The sequence below is a fragment of the Cytobacillus sp. FSL M8-0252 genome, assembly GCF_038007345.1.
Classification (GTDB): Bacteria; Bacillota; Bacilli; order Bacillales; family Cytobacillaceae; genus Cytobacillus; species Cytobacillus kochii.
Window position 1 is genome coordinate 3,563,498 of sequence record NZ_JBBOWZ010000001.1, and the last position, 24,871, is coordinate 3,588,368.

General features: G+C 35.5%; 21 protein-coding genes. 5 read left to right on the top strand and 16 right to left on the bottom strand.

Features of this window, described 5'->3' with window-relative positions; genetic code table 11:
- Positions 1-22: 22 nt before the first annotated feature.
- From mbcS to hutG, 3 genes are all read right to left on the bottom strand, one after another.
- Complete coding sequence (gene mbcS, locus MKX83_RS17900) at positions 23-1,609, bottom strand: acyl-CoA synthetase MbcS (RefSeq protein WP_322910342.1); 1,587 nt, start codon at positions 1,607-1,609, stop codon at positions 23-25.
- 305 nt (positions 1,610-1,914) lie between these two features.
- The gene (gene gltS, locus MKX83_RS17905; protein ID WP_095372272.1) at positions 1,915-3,120 is read right to left on the bottom strand and encodes a sodium/glutamate symporter; all 1,206 of its coding nucleotides are present in this window, start codon (positions 3,118-3,120) and stop codon (positions 1,915-1,917) included.
- Complete coding sequence (hutG, locus tag MKX83_RS17910; RefSeq protein WP_340975917.1) at positions 3,117-4,085, bottom strand: formimidoylglutamase; 969 nt, start codon at positions 4,083-4,085, stop codon at positions 3,117-3,119. The genes gltS and hutG overlap by 4 nt, the downstream gene beginning before the upstream one ends.
- Positions 4,086-4,239: 154 nt before the next feature.
- On the opposite strand from hutG, the gene MKX83_RS17915 reads away from it, so the two are divergent.
- Positions 4,240-5,124 (top strand): LysR family transcriptional regulator, encoded by an 885-nt coding sequence (locus MKX83_RS17915; RefSeq protein WP_307316827.1) that lies wholly within the window; start codon positions 4,240-4,242, stop codon positions 5,122-5,124.
- Positions 5,125-5,177: 53 nt separating this feature from the next.
- Here the strand turns inward: MKX83_RS17915 and MKX83_RS17920 are convergent, their stop codons facing one another.
- The 3 genes from MKX83_RS17920 to MKX83_RS17930 form a co-directional block, all read right to left on the bottom strand.
- Positions 5,178-5,378 (bottom strand): alpha/beta-type small acid-soluble spore protein, encoded by a 201-nt coding sequence (locus MKX83_RS17920; RefSeq protein ID WP_066191274.1) that lies wholly within the window; start codon positions 5,376-5,378, stop codon positions 5,178-5,180.
- Between the two features lie 117 nt (positions 5,379-5,495).
- Positions 5,496-6,701 (bottom strand): tRNA uracil 4-sulfurtransferase ThiI, encoded by a 1,206-nt coding sequence (gene thiI, locus MKX83_RS17925; protein ID WP_340975920.1) that lies wholly within the window; start codon positions 6,699-6,701, stop codon positions 5,496-5,498.
- Positions 6,701-7,843 carry a cysteine desulfurase family protein gene (locus MKX83_RS17930; protein ID WP_307316820.1) on the bottom strand — a complete coding sequence of 381 codons (1,143 nt, stop codon included), beginning with the start codon at positions 7,841-7,843 and terminating at the stop codon, positions 6,701-6,703. Before MKX83_RS17930 ends, thiI begins: the two co-directional genes overlap by 1 nt.
- A gap of 380 nt (positions 7,844-8,223) precedes the next feature.
- Between MKX83_RS17930 and brnQ the strand changes: the two genes are divergently transcribed.
- Complete coding sequence (brnQ, locus tag MKX83_RS17935; RefSeq protein WP_095372267.1) at positions 8,224-9,567, top strand: branched-chain amino acid transport system II carrier protein; 1,344 nt, start codon at positions 8,224-8,226, stop codon at positions 9,565-9,567.
- A 184-nt stretch (positions 9,568-9,751) separates the two neighbouring features.
- On the opposite strand, the gene ezrA is transcribed toward brnQ, so the two are convergent.
- Positions 9,752-11,449: a septation ring formation regulator EzrA gene (ezrA, locus tag MKX83_RS17940; protein ID WP_340975923.1), complete on the bottom strand. Its 1,698-nt coding sequence runs from the start codon at positions 11,447-11,449 to the stop codon at positions 9,752-9,754.
- Positions 11,450-11,758: 309 nt separating this feature from the next.
- On the opposite strand from ezrA, the gene hisJ reads away from it, so the two are divergent.
- A complete protein-coding gene (gene hisJ / locus MKX83_RS17945; RefSeq protein ID WP_322910344.1) occupies positions 11,759-12,565 on the top strand; it encodes a histidinol-phosphatase HisJ in 807 nt (268 codons plus the stop codon).
- Here hisJ and refZ read toward each other — a convergent pair.
- A complete protein-coding gene (gene refZ / locus MKX83_RS17950) occupies positions 12,551-13,192 on the bottom strand; it encodes a forespore capture DNA-binding protein RefZ (RefSeq protein WP_095372264.1) in 642 nt (213 codons plus the stop codon). The two genes, hisJ and refZ, sit on opposite strands and share 15 nt — an antisense overlap.
- Positions 13,193-13,370: 178 nt before the next feature.
- Between refZ and MKX83_RS17955 the strand changes: the two genes are divergently transcribed.
- Positions 13,371-13,850 (top strand): GAF domain-containing protein, encoded by a 480-nt coding sequence (locus MKX83_RS17955; protein ID WP_095372263.1) that lies wholly within the window; start codon positions 13,371-13,373, stop codon positions 13,848-13,850.
- Between the two features lie 60 nt (positions 13,851-13,910).
- Here the strand turns inward: MKX83_RS17955 and megL are convergent, their stop codons facing one another.
- Together megL and MKX83_RS17965 are read right to left on the bottom strand one after the other, a co-directional pair.
- Positions 13,911-15,098 carry a methionine gamma-lyase gene (gene megL / locus MKX83_RS17960; protein ID WP_095372262.1) on the bottom strand — a complete coding sequence of 396 codons (1,188 nt, stop codon included), beginning with the start codon at positions 15,096-15,098 and terminating at the stop codon, positions 13,911-13,913.
- Positions 15,099-15,388: 290 nt separating this feature from the next.
- The gene (locus tag MKX83_RS17965) at positions 15,389-17,245 is read right to left on the bottom strand and encodes a sensor domain-containing diguanylate cyclase (RefSeq protein ID WP_233435210.1); all 1,857 of its coding nucleotides are present in this window, start codon (positions 17,243-17,245) and stop codon (positions 15,389-15,391) included.
- A 624-nt stretch (positions 17,246-17,869) separates the two neighbouring features.
- Between MKX83_RS17965 and rpsD the strand changes: the two genes are divergently transcribed.
- On the top strand, positions 17,870-18,472 hold the full coding sequence (gene rpsD, locus MKX83_RS17970) for a 30S ribosomal protein S4 (protein ID WP_095372261.1): 603 nt from the start codon (positions 17,870-17,872) through the stop codon (positions 18,470-18,472).
- A gap of 258 nt (positions 18,473-18,730) precedes the next feature.
- On the opposite strand, the gene MKX83_RS17975 is transcribed toward rpsD, so the two are convergent.
- The 6 genes from MKX83_RS17975 to MKX83_RS18000 all read right to left on the bottom strand — a co-directional run bounded on the left by MKX83_RS17975 (position 18,731) and on the right by MKX83_RS18000 (position 24,863).
- Positions 18,731-19,144: a MerR family transcriptional regulator gene (locus MKX83_RS17975; protein ID WP_095372259.1), complete on the bottom strand. Its 414-nt coding sequence runs from the start codon at positions 19,142-19,144 to the stop codon at positions 18,731-18,733.
- Positions 19,145-19,599: 455 nt separating this feature from the next.
- Positions 19,600-20,640: an NAD(P)-dependent alcohol dehydrogenase gene (locus MKX83_RS17980; protein ID WP_095372258.1), complete on the bottom strand. Its 1,041-nt coding sequence runs from the start codon at positions 20,638-20,640 to the stop codon at positions 19,600-19,602.
- 429 nt (positions 20,641-21,069) lie between these two features.
- Complete coding sequence (locus tag MKX83_RS17985; RefSeq protein WP_341056842.1) at positions 21,070-21,432, bottom strand: hypothetical protein; 363 nt, start codon at positions 21,430-21,432, stop codon at positions 21,070-21,072.
- Between the two features lie 381 nt (positions 21,433-21,813).
- A complete protein-coding gene (locus MKX83_RS17990) occupies positions 21,814-22,776 on the bottom strand; it encodes a ketoacyl-ACP synthase III (RefSeq protein ID WP_341058645.1) in 963 nt (320 codons plus the stop codon).
- A 105-nt stretch (positions 22,777-22,881) separates the two neighbouring features.
- On the bottom strand, positions 22,882-23,223 hold the full coding sequence (locus tag MKX83_RS17995; RefSeq protein ID WP_095372256.1) for a hypothetical protein: 342 nt from the start codon (positions 23,221-23,223) through the stop codon (positions 22,882-22,884).
- Between the two features lie 248 nt (positions 23,224-23,471).
- Entirely contained in the window at positions 23,472-24,863 is a 1,392-nt protein-coding gene (locus tag MKX83_RS18000; RefSeq protein WP_370873355.1) for an APC family permease, read from the bottom strand.
- Between the last annotated feature and the right edge of the window lie 8 nt (positions 24,864-24,871).

A 24,871-nucleotide genomic window follows, 5' to 3' on the forward strand; every position in this document is an offset into this window, starting at 1 on the left:
ATTTTCTTCTGTCTCTTTATATTTAGTTTGCGGTCGTTTTTGAAGCCTCTTGTTTTCGTAACTCTCTTCTCATAATTTTTCCTGAAGTTGTTTTTGGTAAATCGCTGACAAATTCAATTTTTCGTGGATATTTATAAGGAGCCGTGAGCTCTTTTACATGATGTTGTAAACTTGGAATTAGATTAGCATCATTTTCATCGACGTCGTCTTTTAAAACGATAAAGGCTTTAACTATCAAACCTCTTACTTCATCTGGACTACCTACAACTGCACACTCTTTGACGGATGGATGCTTCACGAGGGCATCTTCAACTTCAAATGGTCCAATAGTATAACCAGAGCTAATGATAATATCATCACCGCGTCCTTCAAACCAAAAATAACCATCTTTATCCATCTTGGCTTTATCCCCTGTTATATAATAATCTCCACGGAATTGCATGGCCGTTCTTTCAGGGTCTTTATAATAATTTTTAAATAGTGCTGGCGTATCAACATGGACAGCGATATCCCCTACTTCACCTACTGAACATGGCCTGCCGTCTTCATTAATGATCTCTACTCTGTTCCCTGGTGTTGGTTTACCCATTGAACCTGGTCTTAACCCCATACCTTTCGTGACACCTACAAGCAATGTATTTTCCGTCTGTCCATATCCGTCTCTTACTTCAAGCCCGAAATGTTTTTCAAAAATATCAATGACTTCTCGGTTCAAAGGTTCTCCTGCTGAAACAGCACTATGAAGCTTTGATAAATTATATTGACCAATACGATCTACTTTTGCCATTAAACGATATTCTGTCGGTGTACAGCAAAGCACATTCACTTCATAATCCTGCAAGAGCTGTAAATATTTTTCCGGTTCAAATTTTCCGTTATAAACAAAGCCTGTTGCGCCTGATCCTAATACGGAAAGAAATGGGCTCCATATCCATTTTTGCCAACCTGGACCTGCAGTTGCCCATACAGTATCCCCTTCCTCAATACCAAGCCAATGTGTAGCTGCAGTTCTTAAATGAGCAAATGCCCACCCATGGGTATGAACGACACCCTTTGGGTTGCCAGTTGTTCCCGAAGTATAGGAAAGAAAAGCCATATCGTCTTTCTTCGTTTCTACTATTTTAAACGACTCATTCGCTCTTTCCATTTCTTCATCTAAAGAAATCCACCCTTGCGCATTTCCTCCAATAATGAATTTTGGCAGATTTTCCGCTTCTTTTATCTCGTTGAATTCAGATACATAAGGTGCATAACTAATAATTGCTTTGACATCACCATGGTTAATACGATATTTTAAGTCTTTAGTTTTTAACATTTCTGAGCTAGGGATGACAACCATTCCTGCTTTAAGCGCAGCTAAGTATGTTTGGTAAGCTTCTACAAGACGAGGAATGATTACTAGAACAACATCGCCTTTTTCTAAGCCTTTATCCACGAAAACGTTTCCAATTCTGTTCGCTTTGTTCATTAATTGCTTATATGTAATTTCCTTTTTCTCACCCTGCTCATCTTCCCATTGAATCGCCAGTTTATCACTATTTTGCGCATAGTGCTCAACCTCTGAGACTAAGTTATAAACCTCGGGTGCTAATAAATCCTCTCGTTTCATCCAAAAATCTCTCCTTTTTCTCAAGATCTATGCGGAATTCAAGATGTCACTAATAATTATACTAAATTATTTAAATTATTTAAATAATTTATCTTTCTCTATCTCAATAGTTAGTTGATAAACACCAACTTCCCCTCTCTGAAATATGGGTAAATATCCCCCTTAACACTATCTTTTCTTTTTCACTTTAAATTCTCTTAATTACCAATATCTGAGTCCAAATTAAATTTATCAAAAAAAAACCGAGCTATATTCTCATCCCCTGAATGGAATAATTGCTCGGATTCTTCGTACAGTATGTTTGTTTAAGATAATAAATTGATGCTCGTTATGATAATCGGCATAGCAAAGACATCTATGAGAAAAGCCCCTACAATTGGTACAATTAAAAACGCTTTTGGGGATGGTCCATATTTCTCAGTAATGGCAGACATATTCGCCATCGCGTTGGGTGTTGCCCCAAGACCGTGACCCGTAAAACCACCGACCATTACAGCAGCATCGTAATCTTTTCCAAATAGCTTAAATAGAACAAAGATAGAGAACAATACGATAAAGACCACTTGAATAAATACAATGAATAGCATCGGAAGAGCAAGATCAGCAATTTCCCATAGTTTAATGCTCATCAGCGCCATTGAGAGGAATATACCTAATGTAATATCACCAATGAAATTGATTGATTTCATATCAATGATGCGTCCATTTACTTTATCGACAATATTTCTTACGATTACAGCAACAAACATTGCTCCAACATAGCTTGGTAATACAAAACCTGTTGCATTGGAGAATAACTCTCCTAATAATGATCCAACCGTCATACAAAAAGTAATAATGAGAACTTGTACCATAAAATGATTAGTAGAAGTTGGTGAATGATCTTTTTCCTCTTCTAATGTTGGAGCAATTTCACTGGCTGAATCACTTGATTGTTTAGGTGTTAATTTGTATTTATTGATTAAATACTTAACTGTCGGCCCCCCAACTAAACCACCAGCTATTAAACCAAACGTAGCAGCAGCTAATCCAGTGGATAGTGCAGACTCTATTCCTAATTCCTCAATGGTTCCGCCAAATGCCGTTGCAGCACCATGTCCACCTTCCATAGAAACAGCCCCCATCATGACACCTAGTAACGGTTCCAGACCAAGAGCGGTTGCTAGAGAAATACCAATTGCACTCTGACACAAGGCAAGTACGCCACAGGCAATCCAGTAGAAGATAAGTAGCTTGCCACCTAGCTTCACTAATTTAAAACTAGCCCCTAAACCAACCGTCGTAAAAAAGGTAAGCATAAAAATGCTTTGTAGTGATGTATCTAATTCAATGTTCATTAGCCCTGTTTGTTTTAAAATTAAAATAAGTAGAGCAAATAATAATCCGCCCACTACTGGTGCAGGTATACAATAACGATTTAACCATGTCACCTTTTTTATTAATACGCTACCGATTAACAAAAGGGCGACAGCAAGAAACAATGTTGAAATTGAATCTAAAGTGATGTTCATCTCTTTGTCCTCCTGTGAAATGCGCTGATTGCTTCACTCACCAATTGAGCTGCAACTGCTGCTGTTTGTCCATCTCTGTCTAATGAAGGATTAACTTCGGATATATCAAACGAAACCGTCTTATCATTATTTGTAACCAATCGAACAATTTCCCTTACCTCAAATGGAGTTAAGCCAAATGGAGATGGTGCACTTACACCTGGTGCGTAGGCAGAATTAACTGCATCCATGCACAGAGTTAACAGGCACACATCACATTCTTTAATAAAATTATTTATTACTTGTTTTGTTTCTTTTAAACCTTCCGCATGAATGGTTTCTTCTAGAATATAGGTTACACCTAGTTTGGAGGCAGTCTCGAAAAGAGAAGCAGTATTTCCTTGTTTTTGTATACCAAGGCATAAATAATTTGCATTTTCGTCTTGATCTAATATTTGTTTAAACATCGTACCCGATGACGGCGCTTCATCATATGATCGTAAATCAAAATGTGCGTCAATATTAATGATACCTAATTTCTTTTGTTTACCTATCGACTTCCTAACACCTAAATAATGACCGTAAAGTGTCTCATGACCACCACCTAATATGATAGGTGTAGATTTTTTATCGAGAATTAAGCGAACAAAATCCCCTAATTCTACTTGTGCTTCTTCCAACTGCTGACTATCACAAACCACATTACCAAAATCATAAATATTGGTATCAACATCATATGGAAAAGGTAATTTAGCAACTGCTTGTTTTATAGCATTTGGTCCCTCTTTCGCTCCTAGTCTACCGTTGTTTCTTCTTACTCCTTCTTCACATTCGAATCCGATAAGTCCATAGCTAGATATTTGCGTTTTATCACTCGGTGTGAGAAGATTTTCCGTTTTAATAACCTGATGGTATCTAAAACTCTTTCGATCTTCTAAAGAGTCAATTCTGCCTATCCATTGATCTTTCCTTCCTTGACTGTACATTGCGAACTCCCTCATTTTTATTAAATTTCTGAACTTTCTGTGTAGATACATTTAGAAACGTTTCGTATAAAAAAAGTATATAAAGAGTTATGCTATAATGACCAATACCAAATATATATATATCTATAGCTTTTAACTATAAGCAGGTGAAAAAATGGAAATAAGGAAATTAAAGTATTTTATTACAGTAGCTGATGAGCAGAGTTTTTCTAAGGCAGCACAAATTTTACATATATCACAGCCATCATTAAGTAATGCCATTATAAAATTGGAAAATGATTTAAAGATGGCGCTATTTAAACGAGATACAAGAAGCATTTATTTGACAGATATCGGAAAGGTTTTTTATCAAAGAGCTCTACATATAGTAAGACAATTCGAACATTTTCAACTAGAAGTTGCAGAAATGGCCGAAACAGGTGACGGTCATATTAATATTGGCATTATTGAATCTGCCAAGTTTTGGCTATTCAAAGTCATAAAGGAATTTAAAAATACCTATCCTGATATACACTTTCAATTTAATGAAGTACTTGGCCAAAAAGAAGTTATTTCTTCCATATTAGAAGGGGATGTTCATTTTACGATTACCAATCAGCCTATGCATAATCAATTAATAACTTCACACCCGCTTTATCATGAGCCTTTTATGTTAGCAGTTTACGAAACACACCCACTTGCTCGTAAAAATTCTGTAGAGCTCACCGATATTGCTAATCAGGCATTTATTATTAGTCGTGAGGGTTTCCAAACGAGAGGAGATGTGCTGCAAGCTTTTATGAAGGAACAGCTTTATCCAAAAATTGAATATGAAATCGAGCGCTTAGAAACTGCTTGTAAAATGGTTGAAGAAGGTTTAGGCGTGACTATTTTGCCTAAAAGCTATTTAGATTATAATCCTACACCTCATATTATTGGCTTGCCAATCACTTCTATTTTTCTTAATAGAACTGTTTACCTTGCTTATTTGAAAGACAGATCAATGACGCCTGCCATTCAAAAACTTTTAAACAAAATACGTCAATTTGAAGTTTTTTAAATATAAAAAAGGGCGAAGTGAGTACTCCGCCCTTTTGTAGCCATCATATTAAATTATTTTTGGTAACCACCTAATTGTTGTTCAGCCATTTGAACTAAACGTTTAGTGATTTCTCCACCAACTGAACCGTTAGCACGAGAAGTAGTTTCTCCACCAAGGTTTACACCAAATTCAGTTGCGATTTCGTATTTCATTTGATCAAGAGCTTGTTGTACACCAGGTACTACAAGGTTATTTGAGCTGTTGTTTGCCATGTGATTTCACCTCCTTGTGAGTATAGAATGTGTAGAATCACATGGCACTATGCAATAAATATTTGGTAATTGTTTCATTTAAATTTCTTTTTGTAATCTTTTTGTAATAAAGGTCGTTTAAAAAAGATCTTCCATCTCTTTTTCTATGTTTGAATTCGGCATAATAACAAGTTTTTCGGTATTTTCAACTGCTTTTTGAATATACGGCTCGAAGTCTGTATAGCTTTCAAAGTGTTGAACTTTTTCAAGCTTCGGCTTCGTTTTAGGTGATGAAGGTACAAATACGGTACAACAATCCTCAAATGGACGAATAGAAATATCATGCGTATCAATAGTTTGAGCTATGTCGATTATATCCGCTTTATCCATCATAATCAGAGGTCTTAAAATGGGTGTGCTAACCACCTCATTAATAGCATACATACTTTCCATCGTCTGACTGGCAACTTGCCCAAGACTCTCACCAGTAATAATGGATAATCCTTGATATTTTTCTCGTAGCGCGTCTGTTATTCTAAGCATTAACCTTCTTGTCGTTGTCATTGTATAGTTATCAGGAATTTGTTTTTGTATCAGCTGTTGTATTTCAGTAAAAGGAACAATATGAAGCGCCACGCCACCATTAATTCGAGAGAGCTTTTCCGCTAGATCAATGACTTTTTGTTTTGATCTTTCACTTGTAAATGGAGGGCTATAAAAATGAACAGCCTCGACTTCAATTCCTCTTTTCATGGATAAATACCCTGCAACAGGGCTATCAATCCCACCAGATAACATGAGCATACCTTTCCCACTTGAACCAGCTGGTAAGCCAACAGCTCCTTTAATATTCTCACATGAAATATAACTTGCTTCTTTTCTCATTTCAATAACTAAGTTTATACTTGGTTTTTTCACATCAACTGAGATAGAAGGCATATTTGTTAGTATATGTGCACCAAATGCTTGGTTAATACCAAACGTATCTAATGCAAAACTTTTATCTGCTCTTTTCGCAGTGATTTTAAACGTATCGCCTTCTTGATAAACCTTTTGAATTAATTGTAATGCCTTTTCCTTCATTGTATCTAAATCTTTTTCAACCTTCAAAACCGGACTAAAAGACTGGATACCAAAGACACCCTTTAATCTCTCAATAATCTCTTCATGTGGTTGGTCATTAAGCAGAACAAACATGCGATCTCTTTGCCCCTCGACCTTGATTTCAGGAAAATCATGTAGTACTCTCTTTACGCTTTTTCTTAATTTATCTATAAAATTTTTACGATTTCTTCCTTTAGTTGAAATTTCTCCATAACGAATTAATATTCTATCGTATTTCATTACGCTTTCATTACCTTTCTCAGTTGAAATATAGTGTGTTTCACTTCATGAATAAACTTTTCTACCTCATCAGCCGTTGTATGATAACTTAAACTCACTCTAACAGCACTCAAGGCAATTTCTTCTTTTACACCCATAGCAAGTAATGTACTACTCGCTTGAGCATGTTTAGATGAACACGCACTCGTGGTAGAAATATAAATATCATTCTCTTCCAAGGCATGAACAAAAACCTCTGACTTAAAGCCTTTAACAGAGAAATTAAGAATATGTGGGGCTGTCGCCTTTATTGGCGTATGGATAATGACATCTTCTATTTCACTCAATGCTATTCTAATTTCATTCATTAAATGAGAAAGTTTAGAGCTAGAGTTGAAATAATCATTAGTCATCCTCAACGCTTTAGCCATCGCGACAATTCCACCAGTATTTTCTGTGCCGCTCCTTAATTCACTTTCTTGGTTACCACCTGCAAGGAGGGGCATTAGGGTTACTCCTTGTCGTAAATATAAAATACCCGAACCCTTTAGGCCATGAAATTTATGGCTTGACATTGTACATGCATCAATACCAAATTCATATAACTCCAGTGGGACTTTGCCTACTGATTGAACAGCATCGACATGAAAGAAAACCTTAGGATATTCTTTTAATAAAGTTCCAATAGCTTTAATTGGTTGAATGGTCCCTATTTCATTATTGACATGCATAACAGAGACAAGAATCGTTTCTTCCTTTATAGCTACTTGTAAATCATCTAGAGAAATTCTCCCATCCCCATCTACAGGTAGATAAGTCACTTCAAATCCTTCTTTTTCTAACTGCTTCATTGTCTCAATTACAGAAGGGTGTTCAATGGTTGTTGTAATTAAATGATTGCCACGATGCTGATATTGTTTAGCAATTCCTTTAATTGCCATATTATTACCTTCCGTACCACCTGAAGTAAACAGCAATTCTTTTTCTTTTACTTTAAGCAATTGTGCTATCTGTCTCCTCGCTTGTTGCAATAGTTTTTCAGCTTTCTCACCAACTCCATGGAGGGATGATGGATTACCAAAAAAGGTAGAAGAAACTTTTACAAACGCATCAATTACTTCTTTATATGGTTGAGTTGTTGCACTATTATCTAGATAAATCATTACGGCTCCTCCTTGAAGAACACTTATGCAATTTTTAATCATAGCATAATTTTCGCTTAGATAGAAATGTTATTTGTATAAAGACGAAATGTAATTTCACTATTTTGTAAAAACAAATTATTACGATACACAACCGAAAAAAAATTTGTGTATTAATACAGGTTTTGCTTTATAATTTTGGGTTTTTAATTTATAATGAAAATAATTGGTTTAAAAAAACTCCGAAAATCTATTCCTTTCAAAGTTTGCCACCGTTATTTTAATATACCCAAAATTACAACATTTTTATAATTCGACACATTTCGTCAAAACCATGGTACTATAGTTTCTGTTGAAAATTTTATAGTGACTATTGACGAGCGACTTAGGGGGTAAATTGTATGAATAATAACACACTTTCGTTCAAACAAATCTTTTCAATAGGTTTAATGCTCTTTGCTCTATTCTTCGGAGCAGGGAATATGATATTTCCACCATTTTTGGGACAAGAAGCTGGTACTTCTGTATGGGTAGCAATTATTGGTTTCCTAATTACTGGTGTTGGACTACCACTCATTGCTGTTATTGCCATTGCAAAATCTGGTGATGTACAGACAATGGCAAATCGAGTTCATCCATTGTATGGATTAATTTTTACTGTGGCAATGTATTTAGTCATTGGTCCACTATTTGCCATTCCTCGTACAGGAACAGTTTCTTATGAGATTGGAGTATTGCCGTTTTTATCTGAAAACGCTGCCAATTCAATTTGGCCACTTTTAATATTCTCAATTGTTTTCTTCGTGCTTACGACTTTATTAGCTATGAATCCAGGTAAGCTTGTAGATGTAATCGGTAACATTCTAACGCCACTACTATTAATTATTCTAGCTGTAATTGTAATAAAAGCGATTATTTCACCAATAGGAGACCCTCAAGCTCCAACAGGCGCTTATGTAGACAGTGCCTTCTTTAAAGGGTTTATTGAAGGGTACTTGACAATGGATACGATTGCCGCTCTTGTATTTGGTATTATCGTGATCAGTTCAATCAAAGGCTTTGGTGTTACGAAAAAAGCTTCAATTACAAAGATTTGTATTGCCGCTGGACTTATTGCCGCAGCTGGTCTAGCCATTATTTATGTATCACTTGCTTATATTGGTTCTACATCTCCAAATACATTAGGTGTACAACCAAATGGCGGTGCGTTATTATCAGTAGCCGCACAATTTTTATTTGGTTCTGCAGGTGGTTATATTCTCGGATTTGCGATCATTTTCGCTTGTTTAACAACATCTGTGGGATTAATCTCCTCTTGCGCAGCTTACTTTAATAAACTTGTACCAAGTATTTCATATAAAAAGTTCGTTATTATTTTCTCAATTTTTAGTATGGCCATTGCAAACGTCGGCTTGACACAATTAATTAATTTCTCAGTACCAGTGCTAACATTCCTTTATCCATTAGCTATTGTGCTTATCCTTCTCACACTAATAAACAATGTATTTAAAGGAGCATCTATTGTATATATTTGCGCACTCATTCCAACAGGAATCATTAGCATAATTGATGGATTAAATGCAGCTGGTCTTGGGAGCGAAGGACTAAATAACACACTTTCTATCTTGCCGTTATTTAGTGTAGGTATTGGATGGCTTGTACCTGCTATCATTGGTGCAATTGTTGGTTTTATTATCGCTTTCAATACAAACCCGAAAGAACAGTTACAAACTCAAGAAGATTAAAAAAAAAGAAATAGTCACTAAGAAAAGCGAAGGAAAAGGGGCCTTCGCTTTTTTCTTATTGTTATTCATTTCTTTTGAGTTTTGTTCAGACAGTCAGTGCACTAAATTAAGTTCGTAATCACTTATAAACGAATGAAACAACTATAGCAAGCGAATTCAAACTAAAAAAACTGATGTAGCCACATCAGTTTTTTTCCTCTTCATTTATCCAATCTTTAATCTTCTCTAACGCTCCTGGTTCTACTTCTTCAATCGCGGTTGCTGCCAGTTCAAGTGCTGCTTTGTATTCATAATTCCTAAAGGCAAGCTCGGCATTCGTAAATTTTTCCTTTAACTCTAGGTGACGACTGCGATATCTATTACCATATTGAATGACCTTTTCAGTTAACGAAAATGTCTCTATCATATCCTCCGTGTATTCAACTGCTTTCTCTACTGATATTAAGGCTATTTCCATATAATCGTTAACAGAAGCAATATTTAGTGGCTTTTCTTCGAGTCGTAAGATGACCTCTTTAATCTGATCGTTTGCTTCTTTCATTACAAATTTATATTCTTCTGGTAAACCCGGAATATTACTTTTTGATACTAAGCGAGCTACGTCACTAACCTGCTTTTTTAAATCATTAATTTTTTCCCTAGCTACCATTTCGTCTTTACGTAATGCTTCTAATTTTTCACTAAAACGAGTTTGTTCCTCATTTATCATATCTAATTCTTCTTTTACAGTTGTCAATTCTTCTTTTAAAACTGTATGGGGGACTTTTTGTTCCTTGATTTTATCTTCCAATACTTCATATCTTTTGATGGCATTAGTGAGTAGCTTCTGAAGTCTGTCCTGTGTATCACTTTCCGTGTCTGGTACATGATATGTATCGGAAATAACTCGCATTTCTTCTATTAAATCCATATGTCTTTCACTACTATCAATCAAGAGATCTTTCGCCTTGCTTTCTTCTTTAGAAACGAAGTGTTTCGCCATAACTTCCTTTTCTAGCTGTTCATATAAACTATCAATTCGTTCCTTAATTTCATCTTGGAGTTCAGAAGCAGCTTTCACGTTTATCTCTTCAACTAACTCAATTATTTTTTTAACTTCTTCTTCGATTTCAGTTATATTCTTTTCTACTTGGAGGTGTTCGAGTAGGTACCCTTGCTCTTTCATCTCCTCAAACCCATCCTTTAATTCTGCTAACTGATTAGGCAATTTATTATTGACTTCAACTAGTAATACAGGAATTTGATCTATATGATCATTCATTTCTTCCATCTTTTGATTTAAAGCAAGAACTAATTCTCGTGCCTCAAGATAGTTTCCTTCATTTGTTTTTTGAGTATATAACTCGAATTCATTATGCATTTCACCTAGCCTATTTTCGAGTTGTTCCCCCGGCTTGCCATAGGCATGACGTTGTGTTAGTAATCGCTTTTTATAATTGCGGTATGTATCTTTTAACGCTTCCATTTCGAGGCGGTTCTTTTCTTCACTTCCTACTAACTCTTTTAGCTCTATTAAAATCTGGTCGATTTGTTCCTCTACTAGGTTCAATTCCGCTTCAATTTTATTTAAGCTTTCCTTTGCTTTATTGAACCGATATTTATCTATGTATTCTTCCGCATCAAATAATGTCGTTTCAACCTCAGGAAGCTGTGATGTGACGATTTCGTCCCAAGCACTACGCCATTTTTCAAATAATTTTTCTGTTTGACCTGTCATATTTAGTGCCTTCACCTTCGATAATTCATCCAAAACAGGGCGATCTATAATTTCAAGCTTCCATGTCTCTAGTCGATCCACTTCCTTGAAGTATTTCTTCTTAAAAAAATACCCTGTAAAATAAATGCATATGAAAACTATGAGTACACCAATTACATATCCCATCTGTAAAGCCCCCTGTTCTGTTACCGAACCAAATATATATACTTAAATTAATCATTTTCTTGTTCATTTCAATGCTTTTATGATACCATGTAAACGACATTTTTTGACTATTATTTTAAGATTTTATTGAAATAATTGGACAAAATTCGTATAATCAATCTTTTTACATCTTAAATTGACCAGAAAAACTTCTATTTCCCCGTAAAAATAACTGAATAAAGTTAAATCTGCACGTATAAATGATTATTTTTATTTATCTCATATATCGCACGAAATAACAATTATTTCGCTATAAAAAGGAGCTTTCACGTGAAAAAAGATGGTCATATTCATACGCCTTATTGCCCTCATGGAACAAAGGATCATATGAAACATTATATTAATAGAGCGATAGAGCAAGGCTTTACTGATATCACTTTTACTGAGCATGCCCCTTTACCTATTGATTTTATTGACCCGGCGCCAGCCAAAGATAGTGCTATGAAAAATAGTGATATTGCCAATTATTTAGACGAAGTTGAGCAGTTAAAACAACAATATAAAAAGGAACTCAATATCCATATCGGACTAGAAGTGGATTATATTGAAGGGTATGAAGACGAAATAACGGCATTTTTGAATAAAATCGGCCCAAGTATCGATGACGCCATCTTGTCTGTTCATTTCCTAAAAGGGGAAAATGGTTATCATTGTTTAGATTATAGCCCTGATGTCTTCCAAGATATGATTAATGAATACGGGTCTATCGATGCCGTATATCAACATTATTTTCGTACAGTTCAAAAGTCCATCTTAAGCGACCTTGGTCAGTATAAACCAACGAGAATTGGACATATTACTTTAGTTAAAAAATTCCAAAAAAAATTTCCCGTTGAACAGGAATTTGAAAAGGAACTTAGTGATATTTTGAATGCTGTTAAAGACAAGCACTACGAACTGGACTATAATGCCGCTGGGCTCATTAAGCCGCTATGTCTTGAAAGTTATCCTCCTGCATCAGTCGCACAAAAAGCAATGAGTATGGGCATTCCACTTGTATACGGCTCCGACGCTCATCAAGCAAAACTTGTGGGATACGGTTGGAGTAAGTTAAATTCCCAGTTACAAAACATTTAGCAATGTCACCTGCTGCTCTTTTGGCTCTTTTCTACAAACAAAATGATCAATCCAAGCATGAGTCTCACGTACATACTTCTCCACAAAATAACTTTCATGGGGAACAAGGTAAAGCACTTCTGTTAAGTAATGACTATTAAGAAACGGCATAGTAAGCAGACTCTTCCATTGTAGGATTAAATACGCCGTCGTGTTTAAGTAGAATTCTTTCGTCTTGAATCCTTGTTCAAAGATTCTATTTAGATAATACTTTTCCTTTGTTAAATAAGTGGACATAATTTCTCGGACCATTTGCGAATCGATCGACATTTCTCTAATAATCAGTCTCGTTAATTGCACATTTTCAAATTGGAAATAAAGGATATTTTCAGCAACGGCCTTTAGGGAATGTGTCGGTCCTCGGTCTAAGAGATTAAACCCTTTCTCAATTTCTTGAATATATGCTTCATAATATTCCGTTAAACATTGCTCTAACAAACCATTTTTATTACCAAAATAATAGGATATATTAGCAACATTTGTTTTTGCTTTACTGGCGATATCCCTGACAGATGTTCCATTAAACCCTTTATGGTTGAAGAGATAGATAGCTGCATCAATTATTGCCACTTTAGCATTTTCTTTCATGCGCTCTTTCGCCTCCCTATAACAAGATTTTTGTTCAAATATCCTCTGTTCTTGTTATAATAAATCTATTCTTGCATAAAAGAGATTTTCCTTTTATTAATTGTCGACAAAGTCTCCCCTTTTAACCTATTTTATGGCATAATACCTTAAATACTTAAAGAAAGCATGGTGATGTATGATGTTTAACGTCGAAAATTATCAAGGAAATAAAGAAGAAAATTATCAACTAGTAATTAAGCAACTTGCTGCATTATTAGAAGGTGAAAAAAATACAATCGCCAACTTAAGTAATGCTTCTGCCTTATTAAATCAATTTTTAGACCGTACAAATTGGGTTGGCTTTTATTTAATGGAAGACGGAGAACTTGTTCTCGGACCATTTCAAGGATTGCCCGCATGTGTAAGAATCCCAGTTGGTAGAGGTGTTTGCGGCACTGCTGCTTCTAGACAAGAGACGCAAAGAATTGCAGATGTCCATGCTTTTCCTGGCCATATCGCATGTGATGCGGCTTCTCAATCGGAAATTGTCATTCCTATCGTAAAAGATGGAACATTATTAGGTGTCTTAGATATTGATTCTCCTGAAAAAGACCGCTTTGATGAAATAGATGAAAAGATGCTAGAAGCATTTGTAAAAGAATTAGTGAAGTTCTTATAATTTCAAGAAATGCGAACAAATAAGGATATATACATTTGTTCGCATTTTGATTAGATGATGTTATTTGAATTGATTTAACGCTTCAGAGAGATCTGCTTTAATATCTTCGATTGCTTCTAATCCCACTGAAAGCCGTAATAAATTATCTCCAATCCCCATTTTTTCTCTCTCTTCTTTAGGAACGACAGCATGTGTCATCGTTGCCGGATGTTGAATTAAAGTTTCTGCATCACCTAAACTCACAGCCACTTTAATTAGACTTAGATGATTCATCAATGCCTGCGCTTCTTTTTGTCCTCCTTTAATTTTAAAAGAAATAAGCCCCCCGGGTTGCTTCATTTGTTTTGCGATAATCTTAGCTTGTGGGTGATCAGCAAAACCTGGGTAATAAACCTGCTCAATTTTTTCATGATTTCGTAAAAATTCGGCAAGAATAGTAGCTTGTTGACTGTGTCGGTCTAATCGAATAGCTAATGTCTTAATACCTCTTAATAATAACCAAGCATCAAAGGGAGATATAATACCACCTATATCCTTTCTTGTATGTCTCGCAATGTCGTCCATCCACACTTTTTTACCTGCCACAATGCCAGCAATGACGTCTCCATGGCCACATAAATACTTTGTTGCACTATGGATAACAATATCACATCCAAATGAAATTGGATTTTGCAAATAAGGGGAACAAAAGGTGTTATCTACTACAACAGGGATTTGTTTTTCTTTACCTATTGCTGCGACCATTTCAAGATCAACAATATCAAGCGTTGGATTAATCGGTGTTTCAATGTAAATACAAGTGGTTTCTGGTGTAATACAACTCATTAACTCTTCTCTAGAGCTCATAGTAGAAAACTGATGTGAAATCTGGTACTTTTCTTCTAATAAATGCAATAGACCATATGTGCATCCATATACTCCTTGTGAGCATAAAATATGGTCTCCCGCTTTCGTTAATGTCATTAACACAGATGAAACAGCTGCCATTCCAGATCCAAATGCTAATGCCGCTTCTGCCCCTTCTAATTCTGCCATTCGTTTTTCTAAGATCTCAACAGTCGGGTTCCCTAAACGTGAATAGACATACCCTGCTTCTTCAGAGGCAAACCTGCGAGCACCTTCCTCTGCACTTGAAAATGTAAATGTAGCTGTTTGAAATAAAGGTGGTATTAAACTGCCGTTATATAATTGACTATCATAACCAGAATGAATACATTTGGTCTCTATTCTTTTCTCGTTACCTTCCAAGGATATCTCCTCCAGGATTATGATTGAAAACGCTTACAATAATAAAAGTACAAAACATTACCGTTTAAATATAAAAAAAAAGATTCTTATAATTCAGAATATGCTACCACACAAGAATTTTCAACGATTATTATTATTAATCGGTGTCTAATTAAACAAAGAGGCTGGTATAAGTGGCGTTAACTAAATAGGATTGGGCGTTTGTGAACTAAGTGTCCAGTTTGGACATTAAAAGTTCTCATTCTAAACCCCATCTATTTAATTTCTATCCAACTAAACTAATCAACCTCTTAGTCTCTATCTTTTTCTAAAAAAACAACTTTATTTTTCCCTGCATTTTTCGCTTCATATAATGCTACATCAGCACGGTGAAATAAGGTTGCATAGCTCTCCTCTTCATTAGCTTTCCAATGTGACACTCCACAGGAAATACTCACATTTGGACTCGTTAATCGACTCACTTTTTCCTTTAACCTTCTAGCGATAGAAACACCGATCTTCGCATCTACATTTGGAAGATAAATCGCCAGTTCTTCTCCTCCCCATCTCGCGCCCACATCACTCGCTCTAATATGATGAATGATGATATCTGCTACTTGAATAAGAATATCGTCGCCGACTTGATGACCATATTCATCATTAATCATTTTAAAATCATCAATATCGATTAATATTAAAACACCTTTTTCATCACTTTTTAGTGAGTGTTCCACTTGATTATCCAAATAACTTCGTGAAAAAAGTTGCGTTAAGTGATCGGTTACGACTAACTTTTCTAATTCCTCTCTTAATAACGAATTCTTAAATGCAAGTGTTGTATGATGAATTAATGCTTGGAGTAATTTAAATGAATCAAACGGAAAGTAATAAGGCATAGGGTGCAAAATCACGACAAACCCCCACATATCCCCTAAGTTTCCCATTGGTACGGCCATAAGAGAACGGTAACTAGCTTTCATATAGGGAATCGTTAAATCGCCAATAAAGAGCGCATCTTTCTTCTCTAACATCAGTTTTTGCACATATGTTACAAAAGCTTTCGATTTCTTTGCAAAGAAGAAACTTGTGCTACCACTTAATGGAGTCCATTTTTCACCATCTTGAGACAAGAAAAAACCCACTTCTTCTGCATGAAATGATTTCTTTATTTGTTCTGTCATAAAATGAATCGTCTCTGTAAAACGCAAATCAGCATTTAATTGCTGTGATGTTTCATTTATAAATTGCAAATCACCAATTAATTGTTGTGACTGTTGATGTAATTGAATATTTTCAATGATTGCTCCTGTCATTTTCGCAATTAAACCAAAATACTTTTGATCTGCTTTAGGAATGGCATATATCCCTTTAGTAATCACTTGGAGAACACCATACACCCCCTGGCTTCCTAAAAAAGGAGCATATAGGACAATGTCAGTTGATGTTTGTTCTATTGTTACTTCGCCTGATACATACGCTTCAAGTGCGAGACTGTTTTCCTCCTGATAATCTAGATCCCTCACTGGTAATTGATTGATTTCTTCATAATCATGTGTCAACAATAAATAATATTGAAAAGAAGGATATAGCCTATCCAGAATTTTTAACATTTCACTTAATAATACGTCCAATTTTAATATTCTATGAAAACTAAAACGTTCGACAAATGCGAACAATTCCGTGTAATGCAGTTTTTCATCGTATAGCTCATTTATTTTACCTTTAAATAACACATAGGAACTCAAGACTTCTGTAAGCTCATTCATAAATGGTTGGCTCAACATAAATTGCTGATCCTCCCTTAGCAAAACCAAATACTCTGGTAAACCATCTAACCGCTGAAGGAAGAAGATGAGTAAGCATCCATCTTTACTCGAATAAGTTCCCTGTTTTTTATTAATATAGAATGGATGATCTTCACGATAAACCTCATCGATAGGAATAATAGCAGGTAAAGACAATAACTCAGCATGGTATTCTCCTTCAATGAGATATGCCCTTTTCCACTCATTTACGAAATAAAATCCCGCTGCTATACATCCTAAACTAGTAGCAACCTCTTTAACAAAATCATCAAATTGATTCTTAGAAATGTTCCCTTTATATATAAGGTCCAATATTTTACTTTTTATTTCTAGTAACGCTTTTACTTCATTTTCCTTATCCATAGTTATATCACCTATATTCAAAAGTGGTTTGTTTATCACCCACATTTTAGATAGAATATGTACTAAATCCAGATGTATAAAACAGACATAATTAATCGTCTCTTAAATGGTATGAAGATTGTCATTTTTATGACTTAACAAATGACAAAAAAAGATAATCACACTTAAATATATTTATTATTACACTTAGCTATTTTTTTCTATACTATAGTTCTTTTAACCTACTCCAAAACAGATACTTTAGAACTATATTATATCATATATTTTACAATATCAATCATTCTTTATTATAGTTTTTACTATGTTCATAAGGAATTGACTCATTTTCATTAATTGTTTTCAACTTACAACCTCGACATTGAAGATTACTGATTGACTACATATTACACTCAGCAAAACATTGACTTCTAATGAATAAAGATTGTATAATAGTCTTTGTGTAAAATATCGCAGCTTTTGTGTGTACTTTAATGTTTCATTTTGTTCCTCTAACAATCTTTGTTGATGGGGTATTGTGTAACCCTCTGCTGCGAGGGCGAAGATACTTGAAAACAAAATGTGCGTAAAGATGACCACAACTGTTTTTATTTTACCCAAATAAAAACAAAAAGGAGGAGTCATATTATGGCTCGTTATACTGGCCCAAGCTGGAAATTATCTCGTCGTCTTGGTATTTCTCTAAGCGGCACTGGTAAAGAATTAGAAAAGCGTCCTTACGCTCCTGGACAACATGGTCCTAACCAACGTAAAAAATTATCTGAGTACGGATTACAATTACAAGAGAAGCAAAAGCTTCGTCACATGTATGGTGTAAATGAACGCCAATTCCGTAACTTATTCGATAAAGCTGGTAAAATGACTGGTAAACACGGTGAAAACTTCATGATTCTTTTAGAATCTCGTTTAGACAACGTTGTTTATCGTCTAGGTTTATCTCGTACTCGTCGTCAAGCACGTCAACTTGTGAACCACGGTCACATCTTAGTTGATGGCAAGCGTGTAGATATCCCTTCTTACCGCATGCAACCAGGTCAAACAATTACTCTTCGCGAAAAATCTCGTAACCTAGATATCGTGAAAGAAGCAGTTGAAGTTAGCAACTTTGTTCCTGATTTCGTATCTTTCGATGCAGATAAACTTGAAGGTTCTTTCACTCGTTTACCAGAGCGTTCTGAACTTCCAGCAGAAATTAACGAATCTCTTATCGTTGAGTTCTACTCTCGTTAATATTAGCATTAAGCATTTTAATGCTAATAAACCCCTTGAAATGTTGTTAGATCAACATTTCAGGGGTTTTTTCGTTTTTATTTACTTTGCAAAACAGGGTAAGATAATGCTTTTTGGGACCAAGTTGGGGCCAATAAATAATAGGAAGAGTGCCCGTTTGCTTCATATTATTACTCATTCTTCAAATCCCGAACATCGTACTTGACGGTTCACAAGGAATAAAAGAACTTACAGAATGACTTTGTCTTAGAACTATATTTAGTTAAAAGGAATTTCTATTTTATTATTTTTATGAATATCTTCAGTTCCGGAATCCAAAGCTGTTCTGTAATACCAACATTTATGCTTGATGAGTTCCATTGTCTTGTTTAATTCCTCTAGTTGTGATTCCACTATAGCTTTTCGTTCCATGAACATATCAAATCTTTGTTGCAAGGTGGAATCTCCTTCAGAACACCAATCAATAAAATTTTTTATTTCTTTAATAGGCATTCCGGTGGCTTTTAAACATTCAATTATTTTTAAAGCTTCGATATCGGATTCTTTAAACTGTCTTGTTCCCCTAGCAGTACGTTCTATAAATGGCATAAGTCCTTCTTTGTCGTAGTAGCGCAAGGTATATACGGTAAGATTCAATTCTTTAGCAACCTCGCTGATAGAATATGTCTTCATTATTACTCTCCGTTTCTTTATTTACGATATAGATTTCGAGTTAACTCTAGAAATGAAAGAAATTATATCATGGTATTTGTTGATTGGCAAAGGCATCTGTTCATTAGAAATTGGGTAAAAAGAATAAATGGGTCATTTTAGCTAGAGTTAACTGTAATATATAAGAGAAAAAAAGCAAGATTTGATATGAACAGAGGCTATTTTAAGATGAGTTCTTAGTTTAATCTGGTATAAGTGTTATAAAAAATGGATTAGGAATGATAGAGCGTCAGATTCAGAAAAGGTATATTTTGAAGAATACAGTAAATTGATGAAAAGCAAAAATTGGGATTTGTAAAGAAAAATTCAGAACATAGGTCTTAACGAACAAATAAAGACGTCTTTTTAGTTACTAATATTTAATTTTTATAGGGGTACCGCCATTGGCTGTACCCCATAAATATCGGTTACGTCATTCACATTGTACTGATGTCAATTACAAATCTATACTTCACATCGGAAGCTACTACTCGTTCATAAGCTTCGTCAATTTGATCAGCTGAAATCACTTCAATTTCAGGAGTAATATTATGTTTAGCACAAAAATCCAACATTTCCTGTGTCTCCCGGATGCCTCCAATCATAGACCCAGCAAATGAACGACGATGACCGATTAGATTGAACACGTTTAGTGACAGTGGTTCTGCAGGAGCGCCTACGTTTACTAGCGCGCCATCAAGATTGAGTAGTCCTAAATAGGCATCCAGATTAATCTTTGCACTTACCGTATTAATAATTAAGTCATAGCATCCAGCAAGTTTCTCGAATGTTTCTGGGTCACTTGTTGCATAGTAATGATCTGCACCTAACTTCAGACCATCGTCCATTTTCTTCAATGTTCGAGACAGAACAGTGACTTCAGCACCCATTGCATGTGCAATTTGAACAGCCATATGTCCAAGCCCCCCCATACCAACAATTGCTACTTTCTTGTTAGGACCTGCTCCCCAATGATTTAACGGAGAATATGTTGTAATACCCGCACAAAGTAATGGTGCTGCTACGTCAAATTCAATATTATCAGGTATTCTGAGTACGAAATCTTCCGATACGACAATGTGGGTTGAATAGCCACCTTGAGTGGGCTCCCCGTATTTATCAACACCTGCATAAGTATCGACTTTTCCTTTTAAACAATATTGCTCTTCTCCTTTACGGCAGTTCTCACACTCACCACAAGAATCAACCATACATCCGACTCCTACTCGGTCCCCAACCTTATACTTTGTCACCTCGGCTCCAACATCTGTGACGATTCCCGCAATCTCGTGTCCGGGTACAAGTGGATAGTTCACTGGACCCCATTCACCATGAGCAGTATGAATATCAGAATGACATATGCCCGCATATTTAATTTCTATCAGAACATCTTGTGAATCAAGATCACGTCTTTTAATTTCTGCAACTCTAAATGGTTTGTCTGGACCGTCTACTGCCCTTGCTTTAGCTGTTATCATTTGTTTAAACCTCCAATAATTTGATTTTAAAGAGAATTGACCTGTTTGTTTCTTACAAAACTAGAATAACCCCTCTAGTTAACTCTAAGTCAAGGTATAAGTTTATATGCAGAATCAAGCCAGCAAAATTATATAATAGTGATACTCCTTATGTGGAGTGTTTTGTAGGAATATACCTTTCCATTGTGTGAACAAACTAAAAATGTAAATACTTGTAAAAAGAAAGATGAGATGTATTTGATAAACAGAGTTGATGAATTTAGAAAAGGAGCGAGGTTTGAACCAAAGAGATTTCGCTAAAGCAATTCGTTAAGACAAACTGGCTAGAAGCGAATTTACTTAATTAGTAATTAATTTGTGAAAAGATGTTCTTTAAAACAAACAGCTGTTCAGGTAAAAAGCCCCTCTCGATTGAGAAGGGGCTTTTTACTAAAACTCGTCATAACTTACTAAGGAAAAGTCATCCTTATTTAATTTCCTTTTACAAATATCCATATAATCACAAACATTGTTCTTGAAGTTTTTTATAATGTCTACTAAGGCATCCTCAATTTTTAAGCCATATCCTACTGCTCCTTCAAAACCACCTAAAGGATCTTTTAGTTTTAGATTTGTATAACCAATAAAGGTATTAGATTCTTTTTGTTCATAGATTCTCACTTTAAAGGAACCAAAAGGAATTTGGTCACCTTTATATACTTCTTCAAAAAAAGATAAAGCAGATACTTCAAACTCAGCCACTAACTTTTCAATTGTATTAATTTTCTCTATATCTAAATCCTTCCAACTCATTCAATCCCCCCATTTTTTTTGGAGCTTAACATTTTACTTTCATTCTTTTTATATCTAACCATGCCGTAAACTTCACCTAATACATGAGTTCCAGAGTATTTCCCCCAAAGGAAACTGCTTAGGCAATTCACATATGGAGAACTTTTTTGGATTACTATATCAGGTAATGTATTTCAGAAAAGCACGCTACTCATTTGAGAAAATTAAAGGAGAGTAGATCATTCATTATATAAATAAACGCATAAAGAAAAAATGGCAGACATGAGTGGTTCTATACCATGTTCATGCCAGCCAAATCGTTGCTTAATATAAAGCTCTAACTTTTAGGAGTCACTACTATATGTTGGTTTTTCTTTATTTAATAATGATATACCTCCTTGCTTAATACTTAAACAACATGGCAACCATCTCATGCCCCGCACCAATAGTCCAAAATAACACCGTATCGCCTCTTTTAATCCTTCCTGTTTCAATACCTTCATATAAACAAATAAAAGGACTACTTGTAGTGGTATAACCATACTTATCACCTATGTAGATGATCTTTTCCTGTGTGATTTCAAAATGTGATTGTATTTTCTTAATGTTTGATAAAGCAAATTGAGAGAAACAGTAAGCATCTACATCTCCTATTGTTAGGTTATTTCTTTCAAGCAACTCTTCAATCATTTCACAAGCAACTGGAATGGCCATTGCTCCATCAAAAGGTAGGAAAACAATATTTTCTGCTTGTCCTCTCGTTTGAGAAAAACCTGCCTGCGGATAGACAATATTATCTTTATTCGCAGAATCCACTTCGAATATGGCATCAATAAAACCTGTTTCTTCTGTTGTTTTTTCTAAAATAAGAGCTGCTGCTCCATCAGCAAAGTTGGCAAAGGTAATCTCTTGCTGAGGGTGAGATATGATGCTATTCGCATCCGATCCAATCACCAATGCTTTTTGCACACGTGGATTGGCCATCATGTAACGTGACACATTTTCCACTGTTAAAGTCATACCTGCGCAATTTGCATTACTATCATATATCATTGTATGATTCTTGGCACCAATGGCCTCATGTACATACATCGCATGACTTGGAAACGTCCTTTCAGGTACCTGTGTGGAAAAGACGATTAGATCTATATCCCCTCCAGCCATTTCAGCCTTAGTTAATACCCTTTTCGCTGCTTCTATTCCCATTGATAAGCTATTCTCCTTACTGTTATCAATGATGTATCGCTCTTTTCTACCCATGATTTCAAGGAAATGTGTAATATCCCTCCCTTGTTTCTTAAAATGTTCAATATAAAAATCATTTGTCACAACATTCTCAGGATGATAAATAGCTATTGCACGCATTTTAATATTCTGTTCTGTCACTTTCAATTCTCCTCTTGATATGATTTATTTTCCATATAAATAAGTATGAAGAGCTACCCAAATAGAATAGCTCTTCATACTTATTTAAGCCTCTTCAACACTCGCTTGTAAAAGACCCGCGTTTCTCGCCACTCTTGCCAATTGCATTTTGAGGACTACATTTTCCTTAATCGTATAGATGACTTTCTTGAAGCCTGTCTCTTTATACATTTTCATCACTTCTGTCAAATTATCAGACAGCTCTTGAGATAAAAGCTTCATTTCCGTACAATCAACAAAAAGGTCATAATCCGGACCATTGATCGGACCGATTTTTGCCACATATTCCTCAACAAAAAGCTTTGCATCCTCCATCGTCATCTGCCCTGCTACAGACATATTTACTATTTTACTTGCTTCATTCACATGAATCGTTGCTTTTTTCATTTTCCTATAACTCCTTATTATTTTTTACTCGCATATAGGTCTTTACACCCACAAACGAGTTATAAGACTATATAAAACTATTAGTCTACTATAATAATATCGGATGATTAATAAAATTTTTACTAGAATATAGGAAAATAGGCACAAAAAAAAACACCCTATTAGGGTGCAAAATACTTTTATCACTCATATGCTAGCAAAATCTTCTTTGAAAAAATTTCTTGCTACATTCGTAAACAAATGAATGGTTACATTGTTTTTGAACTAGATATATCTTTGCTACTCTTCATATAAGTTTCCCGTTTAAGATAGATTAATAGACCACCTATAACCCACCAGCCTGCAAAGATGACCCATTCATATGGCCAGATTAATGCAGCAGGCATTCCTGGGAAAAAGAGGATAATAAAGCCAATACTTAATAGAACCGCTAACCATCCGACAATATTAGAATTCCCTGCTTTGAATGGTCGAAGCATATCTGGCTCATTTTTACGTAATTGCAAAAAGGCAATAGAGACGATTAAATAGGCAAAGAGAACGGCCAACCCACCAGCGTCTACTAACCATACAAGCATTGGACGACCTAAGAGTGGCGCTAACATTGATAGTCCACCAATAAACAGAATCGCATTCGTTGGCGTTTTATTTTTCGGATGTAAGCGACCAAACCAAGCGGGAATCATTTCCTTCTCTGCCATTGAGCAAAGAATACGACTACCTCCAATAATAAAGGCATTCCAACTCGTCAATATCCCAGCAATTCCTCCAAGAATCAAAATGGTGGCAAAATGATCAGAACCATATATGATTGCCATCGCATCCGCGGTTGGTAAAACCGATGTCGAAAGAGTTGTTTTATCTACTGCTATTCCTACTGCTATGACTACTCCAATATAGAATATAACAGCAAAGGCAACTGACATTATTAAAAGGCGTCCAATCGATTTTGGAGGTATATTCATTTCCTCAGCCGTTTGTGGGATAACGTCAAAACCGACAAACATAAATGGAGTCATCACTAGAACAACAATAATACCTGAAACGCCCCCTACAAAAAGTGGTTCAGCATCTGCTAAGCTTCCAGTCACACCGGCACCTGCAATGAGCATGACACCAATTAAAGCAATCACGATCGTCAATACCATCTGTAAAAAGGCAGCTGATTTCACACCAAAGAAGTTAAAAATGGTAACAAATAGGGCACCTGCGACTCCTACTAAAACCCAGGATAGATAGACATCATAATCATTGATGGTGTACATATAACCAACTTTATAATTAGGAAACAAATATTCTACAACGGTCGGCAGGGCAACTGCTTCAAAAGCGACGACTGATATATAGCAAAGTGCTAACCCCCAGGCAGCAATAAAAGCAGACTTACGTCCAATACCTCTTTCTGCAAAAATCATCGTTCCCCCATTTGTCGGCATTGCTGATGATAATTCTGCATAAGCAAGTCCGACAAAAGAAACTAAAATACCGCCAACAATAAAGGCAATCGTTGCTCCAACAGAACCAGCAGTATGAACCCAGTTGCCTGAAAGCACAACCCACCCCCAGCCAATCATTGCACCAAAAGACAAAAACAACACATCGAATCGAGACAGGACTTTATTCTTGTTAATAAAATTCAACCCTTTCA

Bases quoted from the DNA above. Each gene is read 5' to 3' on its own strand.
- refZ (WP_095372264.1), bottom strand. From the start codon at position 13,192: ATGAAAGAAAATGCTAAAGTGGCAATAATTGATGCAGCTATCTATCTC.
- thiI (WP_340975920.1), bottom strand. From the start codon at position 6,701: ATGAAATACGATAGAATATTAATTCGTTATGGAGAAATTTCAACTAAA.
- MKX83_RS17985 (WP_341056842.1), bottom strand. From the start codon at position 21,432: ATGAGTTGGAAGGATTTAGATATAGAGAAAATTAATACAATTGAAAAG.
- MKX83_RS17995 (WP_095372256.1), bottom strand. From the start codon at position 23,223: ATGAAAAAAGCAACGATTCATGTGAATGAAGCAAGTAAAATAGTAAAT.
- MKX83_RS17990 (WP_341058645.1), bottom strand. From the start codon at position 22,776: ATGCGTGCAATAGCTATTTATCATCCTGAGAATGTTGTGACAAATGAT.
- MKX83_RS17955 (WP_095372263.1), top strand. From the start codon at position 13,371: ATGTTTAACGTCGAAAATTATCAAGGAAATAAAGAAGAAAATTATCAA.
- MKX83_RS17980 (WP_095372258.1), bottom strand. From the start codon at position 20,640: ATGATAACAGCTAAAGCAAGGGCAGTAGACGGTCCAGACAAACCATTT.
- MKX83_RS17975 (WP_095372259.1), bottom strand. From the start codon at position 19,144: ATGAAGACATATTCTATCAGCGAGGTTGCTAAAGAATTGAATCTTACC.
- mbcS (WP_322910342.1), bottom strand. From the start codon at position 1,609: ATGAAACGAGAGGATTTATTAGCACCCGAGGTTTATAACTTAGTCTCA.
- ezrA (WP_340975923.1), bottom strand. From the start codon at position 11,449: ATGGGATATGTAATTGGTGTACTCATAGTTTTCATATGCATTTATTTT.
- MKX83_RS17965 (WP_233435210.1), bottom strand. From the start codon at position 17,245: ATGGATAAGGAAAATGAAGTAAAAGCGTTACTAGAAATAAAAAGTAAA.
- hutG (WP_340975917.1), bottom strand. From the start codon at position 4,085: ATGTACAGTCAAGGAAGGAAAGATCAATGGATAGGCAGAATTGACTCT.
- MKX83_RS17920 (WP_066191274.1), bottom strand. From the start codon at position 5,378: ATGGCAAACAACAGCTCAAATAACCTTGTAGTACCTGGTGTACAACAA.
- brnQ (WP_095372267.1), top strand. From the start codon at position 8,224: ATGAATAATAACACACTTTCGTTCAAACAAATCTTTTCAATAGGTTTA.
- MKX83_RS17915 (WP_307316827.1), top strand. From the start codon at position 4,240: ATGGAAATAAGGAAATTAAAGTATTTTATTACAGTAGCTGATGAGCAG.
- MKX83_RS17930 (WP_307316820.1), bottom strand. From the start codon at position 7,843: ATGATTTATCTAGATAATAGTGCAACAACTCAACCATATAAAGAAGTA.
- gltS (WP_095372272.1), bottom strand. From the start codon at position 3,120: ATGAACATCACTTTAGATTCAATTTCAACATTGTTTCTTGCTGTCGCC.
- rpsD (WP_095372261.1), top strand. From the start codon at position 17,870: ATGGCTCGTTATACTGGCCCAAGCTGGAAATTATCTCGTCGTCTTGGT.